Annotated in this window: 21 protein-coding genes; 14 read left to right on the top strand and 7 right to left on the bottom strand. The window is 60.2% G+C overall.

Going from position 1 to position 24,774, the window contains the following annotated elements; translation table 11 throughout:
• A partial coding sequence (locus tag D8V06_RS09150) for a transcriptional regulator (RefSeq protein WP_130930836.1) occupies positions 1 to 506 on the top strand: 506 nt, incomplete at its 5' end.
• 363 nt (positions 507 to 869) lie between these two features.
• A complete protein-coding gene (locus D8V06_RS09145; RefSeq protein WP_241667802.1) occupies positions 870 to 1,637 on the top strand; it encodes an RHS repeat-associated core domain-containing protein in 768 nt (255 codons plus the stop codon).
• Between the two features lie 8 nt (positions 1,638 to 1,645).
• Here the strand turns inward: D8V06_RS09145 and D8V06_RS09140 are convergent, their stop codons facing one another.
• Together D8V06_RS09140 and D8V06_RS09135 are read right to left on the bottom strand one after the other, a co-directional pair.
• Entirely contained in the window at positions 1,646 to 2,944 is a 1,299-nt protein-coding gene (locus D8V06_RS09140) for an ATP-binding protein (protein WP_130930835.1), read from the bottom strand.
• Positions 2,945 to 2,948: 4 nt separating this feature from the next.
• Entirely contained in the window at positions 2,949 to 3,650 is a 702-nt protein-coding gene (locus D8V06_RS09135; RefSeq protein ID WP_056855269.1) for a response regulator transcription factor, read from the bottom strand.
• A gap of 291 nt (positions 3,651 to 3,941) precedes the next feature.
• Between D8V06_RS09135 and D8V06_RS09130 the strand changes: the two genes are divergently transcribed.
• The 10 genes from D8V06_RS09130 (at position 3,942) to D8V06_RS09075 (ending at position 16,011) form a co-directional block, all read left to right on the top strand.
• Positions 3,942 to 5,099: an efflux RND transporter periplasmic adaptor subunit gene (locus D8V06_RS09130; protein WP_130930834.1), complete on the top strand. Its 1,158-nt coding sequence runs from the start codon at positions 3,942 to 3,944 to the stop codon at positions 5,097 to 5,099.
• A gap of 15 nt (positions 5,100 to 5,114) precedes the next feature.
• On the top strand, positions 5,115 to 8,207 hold the full coding sequence (locus D8V06_RS09125; protein WP_130930833.1) for an efflux RND transporter permease subunit: 3,093 nt from the start codon (positions 5,115 to 5,117) through the stop codon (positions 8,205 to 8,207).
• 194 nt (positions 8,208 to 8,401) lie between these two features.
• Positions 8,402 to 9,043, top strand: a complete 642-nt coding sequence (locus D8V06_RS09115) for a DUF1345 domain-containing protein (protein WP_130905522.1) — start codon at positions 8,402 to 8,404, stop codon at positions 9,041 to 9,043.
• A 77-nt stretch (positions 9,044 to 9,120) separates the two neighbouring features.
• On the top strand, positions 9,121 to 9,960 hold the full coding sequence (locus D8V06_RS09110; protein ID WP_130930832.1) for an AraC family transcriptional regulator: 840 nt from the start codon (positions 9,121 to 9,123) through the stop codon (positions 9,958 to 9,960).
• A 53-nt stretch (positions 9,961 to 10,013) separates the two neighbouring features.
• Complete coding sequence (locus D8V06_RS09105; protein WP_130930831.1) at positions 10,014 to 10,622, top strand: LysE family translocator; 609 nt, start codon at positions 10,014 to 10,016, stop codon at positions 10,620 to 10,622.
• 132 nt (positions 10,623 to 10,754) lie between these two features.
• Positions 10,755 to 11,780 (top strand): LacI family DNA-binding transcriptional regulator, encoded by a 1,026-nt coding sequence (locus D8V06_RS09100; RefSeq protein ID WP_130930830.1) that lies wholly within the window; start codon positions 10,755 to 10,757, stop codon positions 11,778 to 11,780.
• 88 nt (positions 11,781 to 11,868) lie between these two features.
• On the top strand, positions 11,869 to 12,651 hold the full coding sequence (locus D8V06_RS09095; RefSeq protein ID WP_130930829.1) for a TIM barrel protein: 783 nt from the start codon (positions 11,869 to 11,871) through the stop codon (positions 12,649 to 12,651).
• Positions 12,644 to 13,609: a sugar kinase gene (locus D8V06_RS09090; protein ID WP_130930828.1), complete on the top strand. Its 966-nt coding sequence runs from the start codon at positions 12,644 to 12,646 to the stop codon at positions 13,607 to 13,609. The genes D8V06_RS09095 and D8V06_RS09090 overlap by 8 nt, the downstream gene beginning before the upstream one ends.
• Positions 13,610 to 13,720: 111 nt before the next feature.
• Positions 13,721 to 15,013, top strand: coding sequence for an MFS transporter (locus tag D8V06_RS09080; RefSeq protein WP_130930827.1), 1,293 nt, complete (start codon positions 13,721 to 13,723; stop codon positions 15,011 to 15,013).
• A 20-nt stretch (positions 15,014 to 15,033) separates the two neighbouring features.
• Positions 15,034 to 16,011, top strand: a complete 978-nt coding sequence (locus tag D8V06_RS09075) for a D-glycerate dehydrogenase (protein WP_130930826.1) — start codon at positions 15,034 to 15,036, stop codon at positions 16,009 to 16,011.
• A gap of 251 nt (positions 16,012 to 16,262) precedes the next feature.
• On the opposite strand, the gene D8V06_RS09070 is transcribed toward D8V06_RS09075, so the two are convergent.
• The 3 genes from D8V06_RS09070 to D8V06_RS09060 all read right to left on the bottom strand — a co-directional run bounded on the left by D8V06_RS09070 (position 16,263) and on the right by D8V06_RS09060 (position 20,470).
• Entirely contained in the window at positions 16,263 to 16,478 is a 216-nt protein-coding gene (locus D8V06_RS09070) for a hypothetical protein (protein ID WP_056852749.1), read from the bottom strand.
• A gap of 314 nt (positions 16,479 to 16,792) precedes the next feature.
• A complete protein-coding gene (locus D8V06_RS09065) occupies positions 16,793 to 18,994 on the bottom strand; it encodes an autotransporter outer membrane beta-barrel domain-containing protein (RefSeq protein WP_130930825.1) in 2,202 nt (733 codons plus the stop codon).
• A 288-nt stretch (positions 18,995 to 19,282) separates the two neighbouring features.
• Positions 19,283 to 20,470 carry a pyridoxal phosphate-dependent aminotransferase gene (locus D8V06_RS09060; RefSeq protein WP_130930824.1) on the bottom strand — a complete coding sequence of 396 codons (1,188 nt, stop codon included), beginning with the start codon at positions 20,468 to 20,470 and terminating at the stop codon, positions 19,283 to 19,285.
• Positions 20,471 to 20,885: 415 nt separating this feature from the next.
• On the opposite strand from D8V06_RS09060, the gene D8V06_RS09055 reads away from it, so the two are divergent.
• Positions 20,886 to 21,245 carry a DUF6124 family protein gene (locus D8V06_RS09055; protein WP_056852752.1) on the top strand — a complete coding sequence of 120 codons (360 nt, stop codon included), beginning with the start codon at positions 20,886 to 20,888 and terminating at the stop codon, positions 21,243 to 21,245.
• A 118-nt stretch (positions 21,246 to 21,363) separates the two neighbouring features.
• Here the strand turns inward: D8V06_RS09055 and D8V06_RS09045 are convergent, their stop codons facing one another.
• Positions 21,364 to 22,506: a glycerate kinase gene (locus tag D8V06_RS09045; protein WP_130908190.1), complete on the bottom strand. Its 1,143-nt coding sequence runs from the start codon at positions 22,504 to 22,506 to the stop codon at positions 21,364 to 21,366.
• A gap of 241 nt (positions 22,507 to 22,747) precedes the next feature.
• On the bottom strand, positions 22,748 to 23,869 hold the full coding sequence (locus tag D8V06_RS09040; protein ID WP_130908191.1) for a sugar diacid recognition domain-containing protein: 1,122 nt from the start codon (positions 23,867 to 23,869) through the stop codon (positions 22,748 to 22,750).
• 171 nt (positions 23,870 to 24,040) lie between these two features.
• On the opposite strand from D8V06_RS09040, the gene D8V06_RS09035 reads away from it, so the two are divergent.
• Positions 24,041 to 24,774: MFS transporter (locus D8V06_RS09035; RefSeq protein WP_130930823.1), on the top strand; the 734-nt coding region annotated here is incomplete at its 3' end.

Genomic DNA, 24,774 nt, shown 5'->3' with positions numbered 1-24,774 from the left:
TTCTCGCGGCGGCAGCCGGATTTCTGGTGACCGGTGTGCTGGCGGATCGTCTGTTCCTCGCTTGGCAAGCCAGTCAGCAGAACGATAACTGGCGCCAATTGGTGGCTGACTACATGGTCCTGTACATTCCGCAAACCCTCGACCATTTGCCCAACGATGAAGCCACCCAGCGCACGCAATTGCGCACGATCGAGGCCAGCCTGGACCTGAGCATTGCGCCGGCGCAACTGGCCTTGCCTCGCGCCGAACTCAAGCGCGCGCAAATTCTTGAATACGATGGCGTGCCTATCGCCCAGATCACCTACCTCGATCCGCTCCACGGCCCGTTGGCGCTATGCATCACCCGCTCCAACAGCGGCAGCCGGCCTATCGCCCGGGAGCGTCGACATGGCATGAACATTGTCTATTGGGCGGATATGCAACACGCGTGGATGCTGATCGGGCGTAATTCCATGACCGACCTGGAAGGCATGGCCAAATCACTGCGCGGCCGGATCAGCACATGATACTTCTTGGCACTTGATCATAAGCTGCCCTGGAGATCATGTCGCGAGCGAGCCAACACTGGTATTTCTGACAGTAGACTACGATCAACAATCCTCCGAAGCTAAGAGCACCTATCTTGAGCGTTCAATGGAGCTCGATCGATGTCTACTTTCTCTAGTAACACCACATTGTGTCGCTACCATCACGACGCTCTCGACCGCCTGGTCGGCAGTGCGCTTCCAACTTCAGACAGCCTCCAACGCTTTTACTGCAAGACTCGCTTGACCACCGAAATTAAGTGATCTGTGCGGCACAGCCTGTTACAGCACGATGACCAGCCATTGGCGCAACAGCAGCACCGGGACGGCAGGACGACTGCAACCTTGCTGGCAACCGATCGGCAACGTTCAGTTTGCAACGTGCTTGATGCCACGCAAAACAAGCCCATTGTCTATACCGCCTACGGTCATCGCTCCAGTGAAAACGGCGTGCTCAGTTTGCTGGGGTTTAACGGCGAACGGCCAGACCCGTTGACCGGGCACTATCATCTGGGTAATGGATACCGCCAGTTCAACCCGGTATTGATGCGCTTTAACAGCCCGGACAACTTGAGCCCTTTCGAAAAAGGCGGGTTGAATCCGTATGTGTATTGCGTGGGAGATCCGGTCAATCGCAGCGATCCGACCGGGCACTTTTCCGGCTTGCTGTTGGCAGGAATTATTGGCCTCGTTGTTGGAACGGCTAGTGCTGCGGCAGCAGAGATTGTAGAAGACGATACACTGGCGTATGCACTTGATGGGCTTGCAGTTGTTTCCGCCAGCTTTGCGGCCTTTGCTTTCGGAGGCTATGCGTTTAAGGGTCGCGGGCTTAAGGGTCGTGGGCTGAGGGGTTCCAGAGGTGCTCCTGCACGTGCCCAGACTGGAGACTTTGAAATGCGTTCACTTACATCCAACGCAAATCCCGCGAGGCAACCGGCGTCACCACCGCGTTCATCGCCTTCCAGTAGCCCCAACCAAGGAAGCTTTTCGCGGCCGCAGACATCAGGGTCTGTTAGCCCGAAAATAGAGTTCGGTCGACGCGATAACATCCTGCGGATCCCTAGAGTTCGTAGTCCTCAGAATCCTGAAATAACAAACATACGTACGAGTTAACACCGAAATCAATCCAGCGTCGGCAACCACAACCGAAACCTCGCCCCCCCAAGCGGCGAGGTTTCAACCGTCAACGTGCCACCCTGCGCCTCCAGCGCCCTGCGACTGATCGCCAGCCCCAGACCAAACCCGCCCGTAGCCCGATCACGACTGCGATCCAACCGATAGAACGGTTCGAAGATTCGTTCGCGCTCGTCGTCCGGAATACCGATGCCGTCATCATCCACCCAGATTTCACAGCCTTTGGGACACACCTGCACGCCGACCTGGATGCGTTTTTCGCAGTAGCGCATGGCGTTGCGCAACAGGTTCTGCAGTGCGCGGGCGGTCAGCCGCGGGTCGAGGGTGAAGCGTTCGAGCTGACCATGCAGCAGTACGTCGATGACGATGTCTGGCGATTGTTCGTCATCGACACTGCCCAAAATGCTGTCGATGAATTCATCCAGCGACACCTCGACCTGCTCCGGTATCCGTGCCGGATTTTGCAGGCGACTGTAGGACAACAGCTCCAGCACCAACTCATCAAGTTCGCGGATGTGGTCGACCAAGCCTTGCAGGCGTTCACGGCTGGCGGCTGGCAGGTCATCGGACAGCGCCAACGCCAGGCCGAAGTCCAGGCGTGTCAGCGGCGTGCGCAATTCATGGGAGACCGCATTGAGCAGGTCACGCTGCTGGTTCAACAGGTTTTCGATGTCGCCGGCCATGGTGTCGAACACATTGGCCAGGCTGCCGATGTTGGAACTCGGGGCAATCTGCGTGCGCTCGCTCAGATGGCCCTTGCCGAAACGTTCAGCGGCGCTTTTCAGGCGTTCCAGATCACGCCAGTGCGGGCGCAACCACAGCAACAGGCACGCCAGCATGGTCGCGCCGATCAGCACGTTGATGCTCCAGTACAACAGGCTGACATCCATCGGATCCGGCGGCACCACCATGTGCACCACGGTGCGTTCATTCAGCGGCGCCACCGCCAGGGTACGCCAGCCCCAATCGCCCACGCGCACCACGTTCTCACCACGCTGCAAACGTTGCTGCTCATCGACGGATAATCCAGGGTCATCAATGCTGCTGAGCACAATGTGCAACGGTTTGAACTCACCGTCCATTTCCGCTGCCAGCGCGGGCCACTGCTCGGTCGGCACGGCTTTGAATTGTTTGACGATGAGGGTTTGCAAGCCTCGGGAGTAATCGAGGTTGTAAGTGATGAATCGCTCGTGGAAAACCTTGATCACCAGGTCCGGCACCAGGTAAATCGCCGCGCTGAACGAGACGATGGTCACCAGGTACAGACGAAAGAGGATTCTGAACATGGCCTCAGCATTCCCACTCGGAACGGCTGAACAGGTAACCCTTGCCCCACACGGTCTTGATCTTGCGCGCCTCGCCGGCGTGGTCGTCGAACTTGCGCCGCAGCTTGGAGATCGCCACGTCCACCGAGCGGTCGGTGCCGTTGAATTCGATGCCGCGCAAGCGTTGCAGGATCTGGTCACGGCTCAGCACTTCACCGGCATGCCGGGCCAGCACCACCAGCAGGTTGTACTCGCCGCTGGACATTTCCACCGACTGACCGCGCCAGGTCACGGTGCGCTCGGACAGGTCGATGCACAAATTGCCGATGAGGATCCGGTCGTTGGCGGTTTGCGGCTCGCTGAGGCTGCTGCGCCGCAGCAACGTGCGCACCCGTGCCAGCAGAACCCGCGGTTCGCACGGCTTGGTGACGTAATCGTCAGCGCCCATTTCCAGCCCCAGCACCTGATCGTGGCTGTCGTCGCGGGCGGTGAGCATCAGAATCGGCAGCGCCGCCGAATCGGCACGCAACAAGCGGCAGACTTGCAGGCCATCGAGGCCTGGCAGCATCAGATCGAGGATCACCAGGTCCGGCGGATTGAGCCGCGCCCGCTCGCGCACATGATCACCGCGGCCGATCACGCTGACGGAGTAACCGTTGCGCTCCAGATAGCTGGCAATCAGTTCGGCGAGGGCGGTGTCGTCTTCGACCAGGAGGATGTTGGGCATGGGGTGTTTCCAGAAGTGCAGTGGCGCCAGTCAGGACCTGATCGCTGGCAAGCCAGCTCCCACAGGGTCTGATGTGAACACAAATTGTGTGTGCAGCCTCAACCACTGTGGGAGCTGGCTTGCCAGCGATAGCGGCCTGACAGGCGCAAAAAGATTCAAGGCTTGAAGGATATACGCCCACACACACTCCTGAGTAAAACCCTTACACAATTTCACACAGCGCCTACAAAGCTTCACCGCTACCCTCGCCGACGCCCAGTAGGATGCTGGGGGTCATTATTGGGGTAATTCATGTCAAAGAAACTGCTTGCCAGGCTGAGCCTTTTGGCCCTGGCGTTGACGTTGAGCGCGTGCGACAAGTCCTCGATCGCCGAGGAACAGCCACCCTTGGCCAGCGTTCGCATCGAAACCATCGAAGCCCGACCGCTGTCGATCAGCAGCGAATTGAGCGGGCGTATTGCCGCGCCGCGCATTGCTGAAGTGCGTGCCCGAGTGGCTGGCGTGGTCCTGCAACGCACCTTCCGCGAAGGCAGCGACGTGAAAAAAGGCGACGTGCTGTTCCGCATCGACCCGGCACCGTTCAAAGCTGACCTCGATAGCGCCGAAGCCGCGCTGCGCAAAGCCGAAGCCAATGCGTTCCAGGCGAAACTGCAGGAACAGCGCTACGCCCAGTTGATCGACGACAAGGCCATCAGCGGTCAGGATTACGACAATGCGCGGGCCAACGCACGGCAGACCGCCGCCGATGTCGCCGCCAGCAAAGCTGCTGTTGAACGTGCCAGGCTGAACCTCGGTTACGCCACCGTCACCGCACCGATTTCCGGACGCATCGGCCGTGCGCTGGTCACAGAGGGCGCGCTGGTCGGGCAGAACGAAACCACGCCGCTGGCATTGATTCAGCAACTCAATCCGATTCACGCCGACCTGACCCAATCGACCCGTGAACTCAATGACCTGCGCCGCGCATTCCGCTCCGGCCAGCTTGAAGAAGTCGGTCAAGGACAGGCCAAAGCCACGCTGATTCAGGACGACGGTAGCCTCTATCCGTTGCCGGGCAAATTGCTGTTCAGCGATATCACGGTCGACCCGGGTACCGGCCAGATCATTCTGCGCAGCGAATTCCCCAACCCCGACCTTGACCTGTTGCCCGGCAGTTTCGTGCGCGTGCGCCTGGAGCAAGCGGTCAATCAACAAGGCATCAGCGTGCCGCAGCGGGCGATCCAGCGCGACAGCGCCGGTATCGCGCAAGTGCTGCTGCTCGACGCTGAACAGCGCATCAGCCAGCAACCAGTGGAATTGGGCCAGGTGCAGAACGACCGCTGGGTCGTCACCCACGGCCTCAAACCGGGCGACCGCATCGTCGCCGAAGGCCTGCAACATGCCCGCCCCGGCGAGAAAGTGCAGATCGACGACTCCCCTCTTCCACTTGCCCAGGTTTCTGGCCAGTAAGCAGGACGCTTGTATATGCCGCAGTTTTTTATCGACCGCCCGGTGTTTGCCTGGGTGGTCGCCCTGTTCATCCTGCTGGCCGGTGCCCTGGCCATCCCGCAGTTGCCGGTGGCGCAGTACCCCGATGTCGCGCCGCCGCAAATCGAAATCTACGCGGTGTACCCGGGCGCTTCAGCGCAGACCGTGGACGAAAGCGTGGTCAGCCTGATCGAGGAAGAACTCAACGGTGCTGATCACCTGCTGTATTTCGAATCGCAAAGCAGCCTCGGCAGCGCCACGATCAAGGCGACGTTCCAGCCCGGCACCGACCCGGAAATGGCCCAGGTGGATGTGCAAAATCGCCTGAAAGCCGTGGAGTCGCGTCTGCCGCAAGCGGTGAACCAGCAGGGTTTGCAGGTAGAAAAAGTCTCCGCCGGTTTCCTGTTGTTGATCACCCTCACCTCCAGCGACGGCAAGCTCGACGACGTGGCGCTCAGCGATTATCTGGCGCGCAACGTGATGAACGAGATCAAGCGCCTGGACGGCGTCGGCAAGGCGCAGCTGTATGGCGCCGAACGAGCGATGCGCATCTGGATCGACCCGCAGAAGCTGATCGGTTTCAACCTCACCCCGGCCGATGTCAACGCGGCCATCGTCGCGCAGAACGCCCAGGTCTCGGCCGGCAGCATCGGTGATTTGCCGAGCCGCAGCAGCCAGGAAATCACCGCGACCATTCTGGTCAAAGGCCAGTTATCGACGCCGGAAGAATTCGCCGACATCGTGCTCAAGGCCAATCCCGATGGCTCGACGGTGCGCATCGGTGATGTCGCGCGGGTCGAGATCGGCAGCCAGGAATACCAGTTTTCCACGCGCCTGAACGGCAAGCCGTCGACCGCCGTCGGCGTGCAACTCTCGCCCGGGGCCAATGCCCTGAACACCGCGACACTGGTGCGGGCGAAGATGGACGAGCTGTCGCGCTACTTCCCGGCGAACGTCGAATACAAGATTCCCTACGACACCTCGCCGTTCGTCAAAGTCTCCATCACCAAAGTGGTCTACACCCTCGGCGAGGCGATGTTGCTGGTGTTCGCCGTGATGTTTCTGTTCCTGCAAAACATCCGCTACACGCTGATCCCGACGCTGGTGGTGCCGGTGGCGCTGATGGGCACCTTTGCGACCATGCTCGCCCTGGGTTTCTCGATCAACGTGCTGACCATGTTTGGCATGGTGCTGGCCATCGGTATCCTGGTCGACGACGCGATTGTGGTGGTGGAGAACGTCGAGCGAATCATGGCCAACGAAGGCCTGTCGCCCAAGGACGCCACGCGCAAAGCCATGAAGCAGATCACCGGGGCGATCATCGGCATCACCCTGGTGCTGGTCGCGGTGTTTATTCCGATGGCATTCATGCAGGGCTCGGTCGGGGTGATCTACCGGCAGTTTTCGCTGTCGATGGCCACCTCGATCCTGTTCTCGGCGTTCCTCGCCCTGACCCTGACCCCGGCGCTGTGCGCGACCCTGCTCAAACCGATCGCCAAGGGTGAGCATCATGAAAAAAGCGGATTCTTTGGCTGGTTCAACCGTCGTTTCGAGCAACTGACCGACCGCTATCAGGGCTGGGTCGCCTATGCCCTCAAACGCACCGGTCGCTATCTGCTGATCTACGGCGTGCTGCTGGTCGGTCTGGGGCTGTGCTTCGCGCGCCTGCCCTCTTCGTTTTTGCCGGTGGAAGATCAGGGCTACACCATTACCGACATTCAGTTGCCACCCGGCGCCACCAAGAACCGTACCGTGCAGGTGGCCGAACAGATCGAAGCGCATAACGCCGGTGAGCCGGGTATCGGCGACAGCGTGGTGATTCTCGGTTTCAGCTTCTCCGGTAGCGGGCAGAACGCGGCGCTGGCGTTCTCGACACTCATTGATTGGTCGCAACGTGGCAGCGATGACTCGGCAAGCTCGATTGCCGATCGCGCCAACATCGCCCTGAGCCAGATCAAGGACGCCATGGCCTTCTCAGTGCTGCCGCCACCGGTGGATGGCCTCGGCACCTCCAGCGGTTTCGAATTCCGCTTGCAGGATCGCGGCGGCCTCGGCCACGCCACGTTGATGCGGGCCCGCAGCGAGTTGCTGGCGGCCGCCGAAAAGAGCCCGATCCTGATGAACGTGCGCGAAAGCGCCCTGGCCGAAGCGCCGCAGGTGCAATTGATCGTCGACCGCAAACAGGCCAATGCCTTGGGCGTGTCCTTTGCCGACATCGGCAGCGTGCTGTCCACTGCCGTCGGTTCGACCTACATCAACGATTTCCCCAATCAAGGGCGGATGCAACGCGTTGTGGTGCAGGCCGAGGGCGACCAACGCAGTCAGGTTGACGACCTGTTGAAGATCCACGTGCGTAACAACAGCGGAAAAATGGTACCCCTCTCGGCTTTCGTCCAGGCCAAATGGATTCAAGGCCCGGCGCAATTGACCCGCTACAACGGTTACCCGGCAGTGGCCATTTCCGGTGAACCGACACCCGGCCACAGCACCGGCGAAGCCATGGCCGAGATCGAACGGCTGGTGGCATTGGGGCCTGTGGGACTGGGTCAGGAATGGACCGGGCTGTCATTGCAGGAACGCCTTTCCGGCAGTCAGGCACCGATCCTGCTCGGGTTGTCGCTGCTGATCGTGTTCCTGTGCCTGGCGGCGCTGTATGAGAGCTGGTCGATTCCGACGTCGGTGCTGCTGGTGGTGCCGCTGGGTGTGCTCGGCGCCGTGCTGGCGGTAACCCTGCGCGGGATGCCCAACGATGTGTTCTTCAAGGTCGGGTTGATCACCATCATTGGCCTGTCGGCGAAGAACGCGATCCTGATCATCGAGTTCGCCAAGAGCCTGTACGACGAAGGCCACGACCTGCTCGACGCCACCTTGCAAGCGGCACGCCTGCGGTTGCGGCCCATCGTGATGACATCGCTGGCATTCATCCTCGGCGTGGTGCCCCTGGCGATCGCCACCGGCGCCAGCTCGGCGAGCCAGCAAGCCATCGGCACCGGGGTTATCGGCGGGATGATCAGCGCGACGTTGGCGGTGCTGTTTGTGCCAGTGTTTTTTGTGGTGGTGATGAAACTGGTGCGTAAACGCCACAAATAAACCTGACCCAACACAAATCCCTGTGGGAGCGGGCTTGCCCGCGATGAAGCCATCACATTCAACATCTATGTTGACTGTAACTCCGCTATCGCGGGCAAGCCCGCTCCCACAGGGATCTCATCGTCTTCGGATTGTGGTCATAACAGACTGCGCTGGGCTAAGGTGTCTGCAATGCCTTGACTCATCGAGCCTCCATGCCCTTCCTCACCCACACGCACCCACGCCTGTCCGCCGCCGCCACCTTTGGTGTCGCGGCCGGGGTCCTTGTTCCGGCCGATTCAATCATCAGCAAAATCCTCATTGGCTGGAACGTCGGGGTCTGGACTTACCTGATTCTGATGTTCTGGCTTGCCGCGCGCTCCAAGGCGGCTGACGTCAAACGCATTGCCGACATCGAAGACGAAAATGCCGGGCTGGTGCTGTTCGTGGTGTGCATTGCAGCGATTGCCAGCCTGGCGACCATTGCCGTCGAACTGGCCGGCAGCAGGGACCTGGAAACCACCCGCAAACTGCTGCATTACGGCTTCACCGCACTGACAGTAATCGGTTCGTGGCTATTGATCGGGGTGATTTTCAGCGTGCATTACGCGCGGCTGTTTTACACCTGGGAAGGCAAGGAGCCAGCACTGCGCTTTGCCGAAGGGCTGACAACGCCCAACTACTGGGACTTTCTGTACTTCTCGTTCACCATCGGCGTGGCGGTGCAGACATCGGATGTTGGCGTGGCGACCCGGGATCTGCGCAAGATCGTACTGGCGCAGTCGTTGATCGGTTTTCTGTTCAATACCTCGATTCTCGGGTTCTCTATCAATATTGCGGCAGGGCTATTCAATTGATCCCTGCACAAACGTTCTAGTCATGGTCTCCCTCAAAGACGTTAAATGAGCTGTGATTTCCGCCTCGCAGGTGCCGCATGACTTCTCACAACTGGCTCGATCTGGCCCAGGACGCCGACACCGGCATCGAGACCCTGCGCGCGCATTTCGAGGGGCATGCCTATGATCCGCACTGGCATGACAGTTATCTGGTGGGCGTTACCGAACAAGGGGTACAGCAGTTCAATTGTCGGCGTGCCAGGCATCAGAGCACGCCGGGCAAGGTGTTTTTGCTGGAACCAGGCGATATTCACGACGGCGATGCGCCGACCGCCGACGGTTTTACCTATCGCATGTTGTACCTCGACCCGCAGTGGTTGCAGCGCGAACTCGGTGCCGTGTTCAACGATGCCCCGGACAACAGCGAGTTGAGTTTCGCCACCACCCTGGCCAATGATTCGCGCCTGGCCCAGGCCACCAGTCTTGCCTTTGAGACACTGCACGGTGGTGAACTGAAGATCGTCCGCCAGACCGCTCTCGATCGCTTGCTCGAACGCCTGACCTGCCACCTGCATTGGCGCACTCGCTATGGCGAAGATCCGCGCTTGCCCCTGGTTGCGCAAAAGGCTCGGGAATACTTGCACGCCAACGCACAAACGGACGTCGGCCTCGACCAACTGGCCGCCGCCACCGGGGTCGACCGCTTTCGCCTGACCCGCGCCTTCAAGGCTGCCTACGGCATCGCGCCCCACGCGTACCTGGTGCAATTGCGCCTGGCCACGGCGCGTCGAATGCTCGCCCGAGGCGCACAACCGGCCACGGTGGCAATGACGTTGGGTTTTGCCGACCAGAGTCACCTGGGCCGCTGGTTCGTGCGCGCCTACGGTCTGACGCCGGCGCTGTACCGCAAGCGCTGCTCAAATCTTCCAGACAGATAAACGCCTGGTTGTTGAAGATCACGTTCACTGATCTTCACCGGAGCTAGCCTGCGATGCTGTCCTCTTTTCCGACGTTTCTTCCGTTTTTGCTGTTTGCCTTCGTGGCTTCGATCACCCCGGGCCCGACCAACATTCTGGTGCTGAGCAACAGCGCCCGATTCGGCTTGTCCGCCGCTGTTCCGATCATTCTTGGCGCCTGTGCCAGCGCCGCGCTGCTGGTGTTGCTGGTGGGCACGGGCGCCGGGACTACGCTGAGCCAATGGCCGCTGTTGCAAACGCTCATGCAATGGGCCGGCGTGGCGTGGCTGAGTTATCTGGCCTGGCAAATCTTCCGCGCCCCTGCCGTGTCAATTGCCTGCGAGAATGCCGAAAAGCGCCTGGGCCTGCTGGGCGCGGCGAGCCTGCAATGGATCAACCCGAAAACCTGGATGATGGCCCTGGCGGTGGTCAGTGTGTTTGCCGGCACCGGTGAAAACCGCTTGGCGCGTGTTCTGACTCTGTCGCTGGCGTTTTTTTTGATATCGCTGCCGTGTCTCGGCGCTTGGGCTTTGCTTGGCGCCGGTTCCGCACGCTGGTTGCGCTCACCTCCTGCCATGCAACGCTTCAACCGCTGCATGGGCCTGTTGCTGCTGGGTTCAGCCTGGCTGAGCCTGCTGAGCTGAGCGCCATCGGTCGGCTTTTGTCGGACTGTGATTCATCGAACACTTGACGACAGATTCAATTTTGGTGTCTTCTGAAACCGGTTTCAGCGCTATGCGCTCAGCCTTATAAATCCAATAAGAAGGTTTCAGACCGTGAACGATTTCTCCGCCGCCCAGCGCAGCCGCGTGACCATGCTCGACGTGGCCGAACACGCCAAGGTCTCCAAGGCCAGCGTTTCGCGGTTCATCGGCGAAGACCGCGCCCTGCTTTCCGACGCCATTGCCCGGCGCATCGAACAGTCGATTGCCGAACTGGGCTATCGGCCGAACCAGATGGCCCGCGGCCTCAAACGTGGGCGCACCCGTCTTATCGGCATGCTGGTGGCCGATATTCGCAACCCTTATTCAATCGCCGTGATGCATGGGGTAGAAACCGCCTGCCGAAAGCACGGCTACAGCCTGGTGGTGTGCAACACCGACCGCGACGACGAGCAGGAACGCCAGCACCTGGCCCTGCTGCGCTCGTACAACATCGAAGGTCTGATCGTGAACACCCTCGGCCATCACCGCGACGAACTGCATGAACTGCACCGGGAAATGCCCATGGTGCTGGTGGATCGCAAAGTCGAAAACCTGGACAGCGACATCGTCGGCCTGGATAACTCGGCGGCCGTCGAAATGGCCCTCACACACCTTGAAGAACGCGGCTACCGCGATGTGTTGATGGTGACTGAACCGTTTGACGGCACCAGTTCGCGGATTGAGCGGGTCAGCAGTTTCAAGGCGCAAATCGCCCTGCGCCCGGCCCTTCAAGGCAGCATTATCGAAACCGGCAGCGAACTGACCGAACAGCTCAAAACCTTCCTCGGCACAACCGGCCCCGGCCCGAAAGCGCTGTTTTGCGCGAACGGTATTGCGGCGTTGGCCAGTACCCATGCGCTGCGCGAGTTGCAGTGTGATCTGTTTAACGACGTCGGCCTGATTGCGCTGGATGATCTGGATTGGTACCCGTTGGTGGGTAGTGGGATTACGGCCCTCGCGCAGCCGACCACCGAGATTGGCGCCAGCGCGTTTGAGTGTTTGCACAAGCGCTTGCGTGGGGATGACGGGGCGGTGCGGACCCTGGATTTTTCGGCGCGGTTGATTGTGCGGGGGTCGACCCGCTGGATTTCTCGGTGATTGTTCGGGCCTGCTCGCGAAGAGGCCCGAAAGAACAACACCTATTTTTTTGAACAAAAATGAAACCGGTTTCAGAGGTAGAAAAACAATGAACAAACCCGCCGTTTCCATCAGTCTTTCCAGCTACGGCGCCGATCTGGTGCGCCAGCGCGGCCAAGGCAGTTTCATCGCCGTACTGGCCGCCGCCGGGGCCGCGCGCATCGAATGGCGTGAAGAGCTGCTGACCTTTGAGAACCCCGCACACCTGGCCGACGCGACTCGGGCCGAGGGCCTGGAAAGCGTCTATTCCTCGCCCATGGAATTGTGGCTGGCCGGCCAATCCAAGCCCAATCCGCAACTGATCACCGCGTTGCAACGTGCCCAGGCGTTTGGCGCCAAATGGCTGAAAGTGTCGCTGGGTTATTTCACCGACAACAGCGATTTGCACAGCCTTGCCCGGACACTCGGCGAACATCCGGTGCAATTGCTGGTGGAAAACGACCAGACCTTGCACGGTGGCCGCATCGAACCGTTCCAGCGTTTCTTCAATGAAGTCGAGCAACACAAACTGCCGATCAAAATGACCTTCGATATCGGCAACTGGCAGTGGCAGGACCAGTCCGCCACCAACGCGGCCCGGTTGCTCGGTCGTCACGTCGGTTATGTGCATTGCAAAGCCGTCATGCGCCGCGCCGACGGCAAACTGGTCGCCATCCCCCCCGCCGCCAGCGACCTGCAACAGTGGGAACAGTTGCTGCGGCACATGGCCCACGGCGTCATGCGCGCTGTCGAATACCCGCTGCAAGGCGAGGACCTGGTGCAACTGACCGCCGAACACGTCAGCGCCCTCGCCCACCTCGGCCAATCGTCGCTGGAGATCGCCCATGTCTGAGATCGATATCCTCTCGTTCGGCGAAACCATGGCGATGTTCGTCGCCGAGCAAACCGGCGACCTGGCCAGCGTCAACGCTTTCCATAAACGCATTGCCGGGGCGGACAGCAATGTCGCCATCGGCCTGTCGCGCCTGGGTTTCAACGTGGCATGGCTGAGCCGGGTCGGCGCCGATTCACTGGGCCGCTTCGTGATCGACACGCTGGAGAAAGAAGGGCTGGATTGCCGTCACGTCGACATCGACCCCGCGCACCCCACCGGTTTCCAGCTCAAGTCGCGCACCGACGATGGCAGTGATCCTGTGGTCGAGTACTTTCGCCGTGGCTCGGCGGCCAGTCACCTGTCGCCGCACTCGATCGTTCCCGACTTGCTCGAGGCACGGCATCTGCACGCCACCGGCATTCCTCCGGCGCTGTCGGAAACGGCGCGGCAGATGTCGTTCGAGCTGATGACCCGCATGCGCGAAGCCGGGCGCAGCGTGTCGTTCGACCCCAATCTGCGCCCGAGCCTGTGGGCCAGCGAGCAGCAGATGATCACCGAGATCAACCGCCTCGCCACCCTCGCCCATTGGGTGCTGCCGGGACTGAGCGAAGGTCGCCTGCTCACAGGGTTCGAAGACCCGGCCGACATCGCCGCCTTCTACCTTGATCAGGGGGTCGAAGCCGTCGCGATCAAACTGGGACCGCATGGCGCCTATTACCGCACGCATCTTGATCAAGGTTTCGTTGCCGGTATGCCGGTGCAAACCGTGGTCGACACGGTCGGTGCCGGCGACGGATTCGCCGTCGGCATGATCAGCGCGCTCCTGGAAAACCACAGCTTTGCCGACGCCGTGCAACGGGCCAACTGGATTGGCAGCCGCGCGGTGCAGAGTCGGGGGGATATGGAAGGGTTACCCACCAGAGCCGAGATGGATATTGCTCGTTCCCACGCTCCTGCGTGGGAACGCAGCCTCTGACGCTCTGCGTCACGGGGACGCGGAGCGTCCCTTGAGGCATTCCCACGCCGAGCGTGGGAACGATCACCGTTACCTGCTGCGACAAAAACAACAAGCTCAGGAGCACCACCCATGAAAACCGCAACGCTCGCCACCCGCCGCTGGTGGTACATCATGCCCATCGTGTTCATCACCTACAGCCTGGCGTATCTGGACCGCGCCAACTACGGTTTCGCCGCCGCCTCCGGGATGGCCGCCGACTTGATGATCACACCGGGCCTGTCGTCGATGCTCGGCGCGCTGTTCTTCCTTGGCTACTTTTTCTTCCAGGTGCCGGGGGCGATCTACGCGCAGAAACACAGCGTGAAGAAACTGATTTTCGTCAGCCTGATCCTCTGGGGCAGCCTCGCGACGTTGACCGGCATTGTCTCCAACGCTTACTGGCTGATCGTCATCCGCTTCATGCTCGGCGTGGTCGAAGCCGCGGTGATGCCGGCGATGCTGATCTACCTGTGCCACTGGTTCACCCGCGCCGAACGCTCGCGGGCCAACACCTTCCTGATCCTCGGCAACCCGGTGACCATGCTGTGGATGTCAGTGGTCTCGGGTTATCTGGTGCAGCATTACAGCTGGCGCTGGATGTTCATCATCGAAGGCCTGCCGGCGGTGCTCTGGGCCTTCATCTGGTGGCGTCTGGCCGATGATCGTCCGTCCCAGGCCAAGTGGCTCAATGATCAGGAAAAGCACGATCTGGAAAGCGCACTGGCAGCCGAACAGGTCGGCATCAAGGCCGTGAAGAACTATGCCGAAGCATTTCGTTCGCCGAAAGTGATCCTCCTGGCGCTGCAGTTTTTCTGCTGGAGCATCGGTGTCTACGGTTTCGTCTTGTGGCTGCCGTCGATCCTCAAGGCCGGCGCGCAAATGGACATGGTCGAGGCCGGCTGGCTGTCAGCGTTGCCCTATCTGGCGGCGGTGATCGGCATGCTGCTGGTGTCCTGGGGGTCGGACAAACTGCAAAAACGCAAACGCTTCGTCTGGCCACCGCTGCTGATCGCCTCGATTGCCTTTTACGGTTCCTACGCGCTGGGTGCCGAACATTTCTGGTGGTCGTACACCCTGCTGGTGATTGCCGGGGCCTGTATGTACGCGCCGTACGGTCCTTTCTTCGCGATCATCCCGGAAATCCTCCCGGCCAACGTCGCCGGCGGCGCCATGGCGTTGATCAACAGCATGGGCGCACTGGGTTCGTTTGGCGGCTCTTATCTGGTCGGTTACCTGAACAGCGCCACCGGTTCGCCCGGCGCCTCGTACTTGCTGATGAGCGGCGCGCTGATGTTCTCGGTGGTGCTGACCATTTTGCTCAAACCCGGTGCCAGCGACCGGGAACGGCCCACAGTAGCGCGTCCCCTCAGCGCTCAATCCTGAATTCAATTGAGAACATGAAGATGAAAAAGCAGGTCGTTCTGTACAAGAAACTCTCGCCCCAGCTGATGGCTCGTCTGCAGGCGCACACCGACGTGACGCTGATCGAAAGCCTGGACGCCGAAGGCCTGGCCAATCTGCGCGACGCCCTGCCCCGTGCCCACGGTTTGCTCGGCGCCAGCCTGAAGCTGGATGCCGAGCTACTGGACCTGGCACCCAATCTGCAAGCCATCGCCAGCGTCTCGGTGGGCGTCGACAACTACGACATCGACTACCTGACCGAGCGGCGCATCCTGCTCAGCAATACGCCGGACGTGCTTACCGAAACCACCGCCGACACCGGTTTCGCGCTGATCCTGGCCACCGCCCGGCGCGTGGTGGAACTGGCCAACATGGTTCGTTCAGGGCAATGGAAACGCAACATCGGCCCGGCGCATTTCGGCAGCGACGTGCACGGTAAAACCCTCGGCATCATCGGCATGGGCCGCATCGGCGAAGCCTTGGCGCAGCGCGGGCACTTCGGCTTCGGCATGCCGGTGATCTACCACAGCCACTCGCCGAAACCGGCAGTCGAACAACGCTTCAATGCGCAATACCGAAGCCTGAGCGAACTGTTGCAGCAGGCGGATTTCATCTGCCTGACGCTGCCACTGACCGCTGAAACCGAAGGGCTGATTGGCGCCGAACAGTTCGCGCTGATGCGCCCGGAAAGCATCTTCATCAACATTTCACGGGGCAAGGTTGTCGATGAGGCAGCATTGATCGATGCGTTGCGTACGGGGCAGATTCGCGCGGCGGGGCTGGATGTGTTCGAGCGTGAACCACTTGATCAGGACTCGCCGTTGCTGCAATTGAGCAATGTGGTAGCTACCCCGCACATCGGCTCGGCCACCCATGAGACTCGGGAGGCAATGGCGACCTGTGCAGTGGACAATTTGCTGGCGGCGCTGGTAGGTGAGCGGCCGGGGAATTTGGTGAACGGCGGCGCGTGGAAGGATTGAGGGATTCCCTGTTCTTCAGGTCGCCATTGCGAGCAACTCGCTCCTACAGTTTCAGTGGAATTCACAGATCTCGAGTTCACCACCGATTACTGTAGGAGTAAGCGAGCGCGCGATTGCGCCGACAGACACTCGACGTAGTGCTGAACAAACAGCCCGGCCTGATGTACATCGACCATTTCGGAGAACTGGCATCCACCATGCGATCCGATACCATTTGCCTAAGGAAACTACGTCGTTTAACCGGAATGTTCTCAGCCACTATTAAGACTCTTCAATCGAGCCAACCCCTGTTTTATATGACCCGCATTATCACCAATCGCCTCAAGCGCCCCTCGAATATTTCCACCAACCTCATCGGAACCACGCTGTTCGACCCAGAGTGTCAGCTCCATCAATGCTGCCTCCAAAGCCAATTGGTTGTGGTAAATTCTTTCAAGGACCTCTGGTAATAAATATTTTTCCGTCATGTTTTCGACTCCTTCGAAAAAATCAAAATTAGCAGCAGAACGGCTAGTGAAATAACCTCCTAGGTGTTGAAATTAAATTGCTAGTGGTCAACAGAACCTATTCCGTATTTCGATGTTTTTTGAATTGAAATTTTGAATGAATCGCCTTCCATAGAAGGCAAAAAATAGAATCTTTTCATTTCGGCTCCGTTTCGTTCACAACAAATAAACATCGGTCAACTGCATTCAGTGTCTGCATAAGATAAGCATTGTGATCGCCAACCTGAACGGAACTAGCCGATTAAAGAGAGAGACTTTTGTCCACCTACGTATGATCACCAGCTATAGCGCAACCCTACATTGGCTCCCCACGGTTGGTCGATTTTGTTGCCATTGCTGTAATCGAAATCGGCATGGATCGACACCTTGTCGCTCAGCGACACGGCCACGCCGGCGCCCAACTCTCCTCGGGAGCCCGACAGATCGTTGTTGAAGGTGTTGTTGTTGACCTTTACTTCGTTGTTGTTGGCGAACTCGTGTACATAGGCAGCACGGATGTAGGGCTGCACGGTCTTGTCATCCCACTGGAAGTTACGCCCGGCGGTTGCCCCGGCCTTGGCCAGCAACGAATGGGCGCGATCGCCTTCAGCGGACAGGCCGTTATCCAGGTCGTAATCCTTGCCCTGAATAATCACGCCCGACAGTTGGGTGAAGGGTTCAACGAAATAATCGTCAGCCAGTTTGATGTGTCGACCGAACTCCAGGGAGGCACCGACGCCATGGCTGTCGTAATTGCCCTTGGTCTTTTTGCCATCACTCAGGTGCACATCGGACTCGTTCTGGAACCGGTTGAACTTGAGCACGCCGTCGAAGTAGTAACCGCTCGGCTCATCCAGCCAGGTGGTGTAGGCGCCCAGGTAGTAACTGTCGATGGTGCCGCTGGTGCCACGGCTCAAGTCCAGGTCGGACTTGCTGTAACCGCCCAACACACCCACCAGCCATTGCCCGTCACCGAGCGGCAACGGCGCATCGGCACCGAACGACAGGCCCTGCTGAACTTGCCGGTAAGCGACGCCCGAACTGGCATCCACGTCGAACTTATTACCATAGGCGCGAATCCAGCCACCGGCCTTGCCGTGGTCCATGCGCACTTCGCCCATGCGGCTGCGCAAAGTGCTGAGCTCGCCATACCAAGCGGTCGGCGCCGCGTTGAACAGCGCGATCACCGATTGGGTGCCCGGACTGATGCTGCGCGTGAGGGTATCGAGGTACCAGTCAGTGCTGCTCAGTTTCACCAGGTCATAGGAGAACGCCCCCAGGTCCACCGTACCACCGGCCAGCGTGAACGTGGCATCACCGCCACCGATGTGCACCACCGGAGTCGAGCCGGCGGCCAAGGGTTCCGAGCCACTGGCATCAATCGATACAGTGTGGTTGCCGGTGGCATTGCCGCTCACGGTCAGCGTGTCGACCTGCCCAGTGTTGAAGTCAGTGTGCATGGCGAACGTACCGCCGCTGCCCGACAGCGTTTGCACATTCAAGTTGAAGTATTCGCCGGGATTGCCGAACTGGATGGTGCCGCCATTCATGTCCAGGTTTTGCACCGAACCGTCGCCGAGCATCACCCAGCGTGCGTTGCTGTTGACGCCCAGGTTCTGCACGTTCTGCAAACGACCGGTCAGGGTCGCGGAATTTTCCAGCACGACGTTGGCCGTACTGCCGCTTTCGGCGACGATATCGCCAACCAGCGTACTGTTGCCCACTCGCAGATTGGCTTCGGCGCCCCTGACAACATTCATCAAGATGCCGTTGCCCGCCGATAACGTAGAACCGTTGAGCACCGCGATGTTGGCCTTCGACGTGCCCGCAGTGCCGCGATCCACGAGGATCGCCGAACCATTGAGTCCGACAACGTCGGTATCGTTTAAAACCAGCGTACTGTTGGCATCGATCCCCAGATCAACGTCGATGTTGATGCCGTTGACGTGGCCGGTGATCGTGCTGCCATTGGCCTGGACGGTACCACTGAACACACGCAAACCATTGGCGAGGGTGCCGGTACCGGAAAGCGTCGAATGATTAAGCGTCAGGCTGCTTAACGCGTTCACGGTAGCCCCCGCGCTCACGCCGGTAATGTGGCTGTCACTGACAAATGCAGTGGAACCTTGCGTCCCCGCCGAGTTGCGACTGATCGCCAGACCTGTCCGACTATTTTCGATCGTGCTTCCAGTGATGGTCGCCGTACCGGCGTTCAAATGCACGCCATTGTTACCGGCTCCGTCAACCCGGGTGCCATTGAGGTTCAGCGTGGATTGGTTGACGGAGATATCAAAGGTCTGGCCGCCGTTGCTGTTCAAGGTCGATTCACCGTTCAACACGTAATTGTCGGGAGCGGTGGTGCCATCGATGTCCAACACCTCACCTGGGATTAAAACCCTTGCATACCCGATATCACTGATCAGCAACAATGGGGTGACAGATAACAGTTTTAAAACGCGGGACAGCGGATGCAGCTTGAACAATTTGACCGTCGACATATACACACCATTGGCGAACAAAAGTTGGAAAGCCGCGCATGCTAGAAAACAGCCCCTCATTCGTATGTAGGACTTATCCGACAGATTTCAGAGCGGATCTCCGTGTTCATAACCTGCCGCCATGGCTTTGCATGGGGCTTGGGCCGAAACGCAGACCGAATACCGGGCACTACCAAACGCTTCCCGCCGTTCTGCGCTTGGGAGCAGTAAACCGTGTTTTATGAATGTGCGTAACTGTCAAAGTTGACAGGTAGCGCCACTTTTTTTGCACTGGGAAGCGCTGTAATTTCAGGCCCGCAAGCCTTCGAGCAAGTCCGTGGCACATAGAGCAATCCGCCGGCAGGCGTCCGCCAGTTTTGCCCGGTCCACCACCAGGCCGATGCGGATATGCCCCGCCGCACTCGGCCCGAACGCCTCCCCGGCCAGCACCGACACGCCATAGCCTTCCAGCAACCGCTCGGCAAAGTGCTGGGCCGACAAACCGGTGGCGCGTACGTCGACCATCACGAACATGCCGCCGTCGGGGCGAACCGCGCGCAGGCTCGGGCAGTGGTCGAGGCTGGCGCACACCAGGTCGCGCCGCAGGCGATATTCTTCGCGCATCGACGCCACTTGCGGCAGGTTTTCATCCAGGGCCAGTTGCGCGGCGTTCTGGATGAAATCCGGAATGCCGAACAACATGCACAGCGACAGATTCACCAAATGTTCACACAGGGGTTTTGGCCCGATTACCCAGCCCACGCGCCAACCGCTCATGGCGTGGGATTTTGACAGGCTGTTGATGGTCGCCGTGCGCTCGGCCATGCCCGGCAAACTCGCCGGGCTGATGTGTTCGCCTTCGTACAGCAAGTCGCTGTAGACCTCGTCGCTGATCAGCCACAGGTCATGACGAATGCACAACGCGGCCAAGGTCTGCCAGGTCGACAGCGGCAAACTGGCGCCGGAGGGATTGTTAGGGCTGTTGAGCAACATGGCGCGGGTCTTCGGCGTGATGCGTGCGGCGACATCCAGCGGGTCGACACGAAAACCGTTTTGCGAGCGCACCGGCACCGGTACCACTTTCGCGCCGCAGGCACCGAACACCCCTTCGTAGGTGACGTACATCGGTTCGGCGACGAGCACTTCGTCGCCAGCGTCGAGCAGGCATTGCACCACCGAATACACCGCGCACTGCGCGCCGGGGAACACGATCACATGGTCGGCATCCACCGCTTGACCGCTGCGCCGGTGATGGCGCCGGGCAATGCTGGTACGCAAACCGTGGCTGCCGCGCACTGCCGGGTAGTGGGTGTCGCCGGCCAGCAAGCTGTCGATGGCCGCGTTTACGATGGGTTGTGGGGTGTCGAAATCCGGGTCGCCAATCGACAGCAGCAGGACATCGACACCCTGCTCGCGCAACTCAAGCGCTCGATCGTGAATCTGCCAGGCCGCCGCACCGTCACCGGCGATTCGTTGGGTCAAGGTTGAGTAGCGCATGCGGTTCTCCTGTCGCGCGGTTTTCCTTGCCTCAACCCTATCTCAAATCGGTGAACGCGCCACCCTGCGAGCCTTTGTTTAAAGGTGTTTAAGGATACTTCCTGAAAGCCACAAGACCTTGCGCCATTGCCTACGGGTACGCCAGAATCCGCCGGCTTGTGCGCTCTGAGGGCCATCGGTAACTTGATTCGTGTCACTGATTGTCAGTGACCGGGTTTAGCAGCCCGGCCATAAACTCCGGTTGTGCAAGCATCTGTCACACAGGTATTTCGTTGCCTGTACTTGATGGTAGCTGTACGCAGGGCGCCCTCGGGCGCGCCGGATTTCTGAGTTTGCCGGTCTGCTAACCTGCGTGCAGCTGCCACCCTCTTCGTTTAGCAGCAAGGAGGGTTGGCGACCATTAGGAAACTCTGACATGAAGAAGCCTTCGCCAAACCCGCCGGATACCGATCCGACGTCCCCGTACGAATCCGATTCAAACAAACTCAACGAAGCCGCCGAACGCGCCCTCAACTTCCACTTCCCCTCGACCGCCGACATCAAAGCCACGCCGCGCACGGTCAGCACATTGTTCACCGTCGACCCCGAAGTCACGACCGAAACCCTGATGGTGTATCTGGTGGAAACGCTGGCCTCGGTCGATGTGATGGTCCATCAACTGGTCGATCATCTGGAGGGTGGTGATCGCAACGCCCTGCTGGGCATTTCCAACAGCGTGATGCTGGCGGAAATCACGGCGAACCGGGTGCTGGATCAGATTGATCCACCGCAGTAGTCACCGTAAAAGAGCTTTTGTGGCGAGGGAGCTTGCTCCCGCTCGGTTGCGTAGCAGCCGTCGCTTTTTGGACTGCTGCGCAGTCCAGCGGGAGCAAGCTCCCTCGCCACAGGTTCTGTCAGCGCTGGCGGGCAACCATTTGCCAGACCCGTGCAATGTCTGTCGCCCGCTCTTGCAGCAAACGCGGCGCCTGGGTGCAGGCTTGCTCCAGCGTCATCGGCCCACTCGTCAAGGCGAACGCGGCATCGATGCCATGTTCATAGAGGGCCTGATAGCCCTCGCCCAGCGTACCGGCAATCACAATCACTGGCACGCCATGCAGTTGAGCGATGCGCGCCACACCAAACGGCGTCTTGCCGCGCAGGGTTTGTGCGTCGAAACGGCCTTCGCCGGTGATCACCAGATCGGCATTTTCAACCGCTTCAGCCAGGCCCACCAGTTCGGCGACCACCTCGACCCCGGCCTTGAACTGCGCTCCGAGGAACGCCTTGGCGGCAAACCCCAAACCGCCCGCCGCACCACTGCCCGGCTCGTCGCGCACGTCCTTTTCCAACACCTTGGCGCAGTGATCGGCAAAGTGCCCCAATGCCTGATCCAGTTGCTCGACCTGCTCGGGCGACGCACCTTTTTGCGGACCGAAAATCGCCGAGGCACCGTGTGCGCCGCACAGTGGGTTGTTGACGTCGGCGGCGATGTCGAAACGCACGTTGGCCAATCGCCGGTCGACTTCGCTCAGGTCAATGCGGGCCAACTGCCCGAGCGCCAAACCGCCCGGTGCGAGCGACTTGCCCTGAGCATCCAGCAGTTTCACACCCAACGCTTGCATGGCTCCGGCGCCGGCGTCATTGGTCGCACTGCCGCCAATGGCCAGGATCACCCGTTGCGCCCCGGCATCCAGCGCTGCGCGAATCAACTCGCCGGTACCGAAGGTGCTGCTGATGCAGGCATCACGCTGAGCCAGCGGCACCAACTGCAAACCGCTGGCCTCGGCCATCTCGATGATTGCGCTGTGGCTCTCGGGCAACCAGCCCCATGCGGCGTTAACCGGCGCGCCCAATGGCCCGCGAACCTGAGTACGGCGCAGCTCGCCGTTGCAGGCCGCCAGCACCGACTCGACCGTCCCCTCCCCACCGTCGGCCATCGGGCATTTGATCAACTGCGCATTTGGCCAAACGTCAGCCAGACCGAGGGCAATGGCGTCGGCCACGCCTTGGGCGCTGAGGCTGTCTTTGAACGAATCAGGGGCGATCACGATTTTCATGGGAATTCTCCAGTTCCATTGCCCCCATGCTGCCAGCCGCCCGGCGCAATGACGCCGGGCCGCTGCACAAGCGGCTGTATGGATTATTGTTCATTTCCACAAATAGCGGCGGTTACACAGGAACCCTGTAGGTGCCAGCCTGCTGGCGATTAACGTCCAGACACCGCGGTCATTCAGACGGGGCGCGTTATCGTTGACGTCCATCGCGAGCAGGCTCGCTCCTACAGGGGGAATGTGTTGTTTATGAGTTTGCGTCAGTCTGCGGTAGCAACTGCACGCCCAGGTACAACGCCAGCATGCCGTCCAGCTTCAACGGATCAACCCCGCTGAGCTCGGCAATTCTTTCCATGCGATAACGCAAACTGTTGCGGTGAATGCCCAAGGCTTCGGCGCAGGCCTGGCTTTGGCCGTCGTGTTCGCACCAACTGCGTAATGTCGCGAGCAACTGGCCGTTGCTGTCCTTGGCAATGACCTTGCGCAAAGGGTTGAGCAGCTCGTCCAGCGCATCGTCGTTGCGATGCCGCCAAAGCATCACTGGCAATCGATAGCGGTTGAGCGTGAGCAAGCGGCAAGCGGGCAACACGCCGCGCCCGTAAGCCAGCAAGTCGCCGACACGACGATAGCAGCGGCGCAATCCCGTCAGACCGTCGGCCTGCCCGCCCACCGCGACGCGCAGAATGTTCCAGCCCAGGCCATCGAGCTTTTCCAGCAGCCGATCGTTTTCGATGGACTGGCTGGCCGGTCGGCACCACAGCAACGATGACGTCGAGGAACTGACGCACCAGCTATCGGGATACCGGCTGGTCAGCCAGGCACTGAGCGCCTCGGCGGTTTGCCCCGGCCCGTGTTCCATGCCCAATTCGAACAAATACGGCACCCGCGTCATCTGCGGTTTGAGCCCCAGTTGTTGTGCCTCATCGATCAATCGCGGCGAGTCTCCGGCCTCGCTGAGCAACAAGGCCAACAGGTCATCACATCGCTGGCGCCGCCATTGCTGCTCGGCCTGCTGGTTGCGCTGGCCCACCAGCATCTCGGCGGTCATGCGTACCAGTTCAGCGTAGGTGCGCAACTGCTCGGGTTCGCCAGTGATGCCCAGCACGCCGATCAAGCGCTGGTCGAGCATCAGCGGCAGATTGATGCCCGGCTGCACACCTTTGAGGTGGATCGCGGTTTGCGCGTCGATCTCCACCACGCGGCCGTTGGCCAACACCAGTTGCGCGCCTTCGTGGCGGGTGTTGACCCGCTCCGGTTCGCCGCTGCCGAGAATCAGCCCCTGACTGTCCATCACGTTGACGTTGTACGGCAGGATGGCCATCGCGCGGTCGACGATGTCCTGCGCCAGGTCGTGATCGAGTTCGAACATAACGGTGATCCTTGAAAGCGTGAGCGCCTGGCGGTTGTTCACCCGCACAGGCCTTGGTTGCAAACCCTGTGCTCAGGCACAAAGACAGCAGCCCCGAGGGTGGTCGAGACTCTGCGGGCGATCAACGTTACCCTTTGCATCGCAAAAAATCATAATAAAGAGAGAGCCGCCATGTCACAGAGCGCCGCCGCAACCCAGGCCATCGTTGACGAAAAAAACGCCGTCTACAAACGTATTACCCTGCGTTTGATCCCCTTCATTTTCATCTGCTACCTGTTCAACTACCTCGACCGGGTGAACGTGGGCTTCGCCAAGTTGCAGATGCTCGACGCACTCAAATTCAGTGAAACCGTGTACGGCCTCGGCGCCGGGATCTTCTTTATCGGCTACGTGCTGTGCGGCGTGCCGAGCAACCTGGCATTGACCAAATTCGGCCCACGGCGCTGGATCGCGCTGATGATGATCACCTGGGGCACGCTGTCGACCTGCCTGCTGTTCGTTACCACGCCCACCGAGTTCTACACCTTGCGCCTGTTCACCGGCGCGGCCGAAGCCGGGTTCTTCCCGGGCGTGGTGCTGTATCTCTCGCAGTGGTTCCCGACGTTCCGCCGTGGCCGCATCATGGCGCTGTTCATGTCGGCGATCCCGGTGTCCGGCCTGCTCGGCAGCCCGTTTTCCGGCTGGATCCTCAACCACTTCGCCGCCGGCCAGGGCGGTTTGGCCGGCTGGCAGTGGATGTTCCTGCTGCAAGGCATTCCGACCGTGATCCTCGGCGCCCTCGCCTACTTCCTGCTCAGCGACAGCTACGCCAACGCCAAATGGCTCACGCCATTCGAGCGCTCGGTGCTGGAGGCCGACCACGCCGAAGACCTGGCCAACCAACCGAAAACCACCACCGACTCGCT

It is taken from the genome of Pseudomonas sp. Sample_24 (assembly GCF_004307605.1).
GTDB lineage: Bacteria > Pseudomonadota > Gammaproteobacteria > Pseudomonadales > Pseudomonadaceae > Aquipseudomonas.
The sequence above is the reverse complement of the archived record's forward strand: the minus strand, read 5'-3'. Positions and strand labels throughout refer to the sequence as shown.

Excerpts from the sequence above, each read along its gene's own strand:
- D8V06_RS09135 (WP_056855269.1), bottom strand. The coding sequence starts at position 3,650 with ATGCCCAACATCCTCCTGGTCGAAGACGACACCGCCCTCGCCGAACTG.
- D8V06_RS09045 (WP_130908190.1), bottom strand. The coding sequence starts at position 22,506 with ATGAAAATCGTGATCGCCCCTGATTCGTTCAAAGACAGCCTCAGCGCC.
- D8V06_RS09110 (WP_130930832.1), top strand. The coding sequence starts at position 9,121 with ATGACTTCTCACAACTGGCTCGATCTGGCCCAGGACGCCGACACCGGC.
- D8V06_RS09095 (WP_130930829.1), top strand. The coding sequence starts at position 11,869 with ATGAACAAACCCGCCGTTTCCATCAGTCTTTCCAGCTACGGCGCCGAT.
- D8V06_RS09140 (WP_130930835.1), bottom strand. The coding sequence starts at position 2,944 with ATGTTCAGAATCCTCTTTCGTCTGTACCTGGTGACCATCGTCTCGTTC.
- D8V06_RS09040 (WP_130908191.1), bottom strand. The coding sequence starts at position 23,869 with ATGTTCGAACTCGATCACGACCTGGCGCAGGACATCGTCGACCGCGCG.
- D8V06_RS09130 (WP_130930834.1), top strand. The coding sequence starts at position 3,942 with ATGTCAAAGAAACTGCTTGCCAGGCTGAGCCTTTTGGCCCTGGCGTTG.
- D8V06_RS09060 (WP_130930824.1), bottom strand. The coding sequence starts at position 20,470 with ATGCGCTACTCAACCTTGACCCAACGAATCGCCGGTGACGGTGCGGCG.
- D8V06_RS09125 (WP_130930833.1), top strand. The coding sequence starts at position 5,115 with ATGCCGCAGTTTTTTATCGACCGCCCGGTGTTTGCCTGGGTGGTCGCC.
- D8V06_RS09055 (WP_056852752.1), top strand. The coding sequence starts at position 20,886 with ATGAAGAAGCCTTCGCCAAACCCGCCGGATACCGATCCGACGTCCCCG.
- D8V06_RS09105 (WP_130930831.1), top strand. The coding sequence starts at position 10,014 with ATGCTGTCCTCTTTTCCGACGTTTCTTCCGTTTTTGCTGTTTGCCTTC.
- D8V06_RS09115 (WP_130905522.1), top strand. The coding sequence starts at position 8,402 with ATGCCCTTCCTCACCCACACGCACCCACGCCTGTCCGCCGCCGCCACC.
- D8V06_RS09075 (WP_130930826.1), top strand. The coding sequence starts at position 15,034 with ATGAAAAAGCAGGTCGTTCTGTACAAGAAACTCTCGCCCCAGCTGATG.
- D8V06_RS09070 (WP_056852749.1), bottom strand. The coding sequence starts at position 16,478 with ATGACGGAAAAATATTTATTACCAGAGGTCCTTGAAAGAATTTACCAC.
- D8V06_RS09080 (WP_130930827.1), top strand. The coding sequence starts at position 13,721 with ATGAAAACCGCAACGCTCGCCACCCGCCGCTGGTGGTACATCATGCCC.
- D8V06_RS09090 (WP_130930828.1), top strand. The coding sequence starts at position 12,644 with ATGTCTGAGATCGATATCCTCTCGTTCGGCGAAACCATGGCGATGTTC.
- D8V06_RS09065 (WP_130930825.1), bottom strand. The coding sequence starts at position 18,994 with ATGTCGACGGTCAAATTGTTCAAGCTGCATCCGCTGTCCCGCGTTTTA.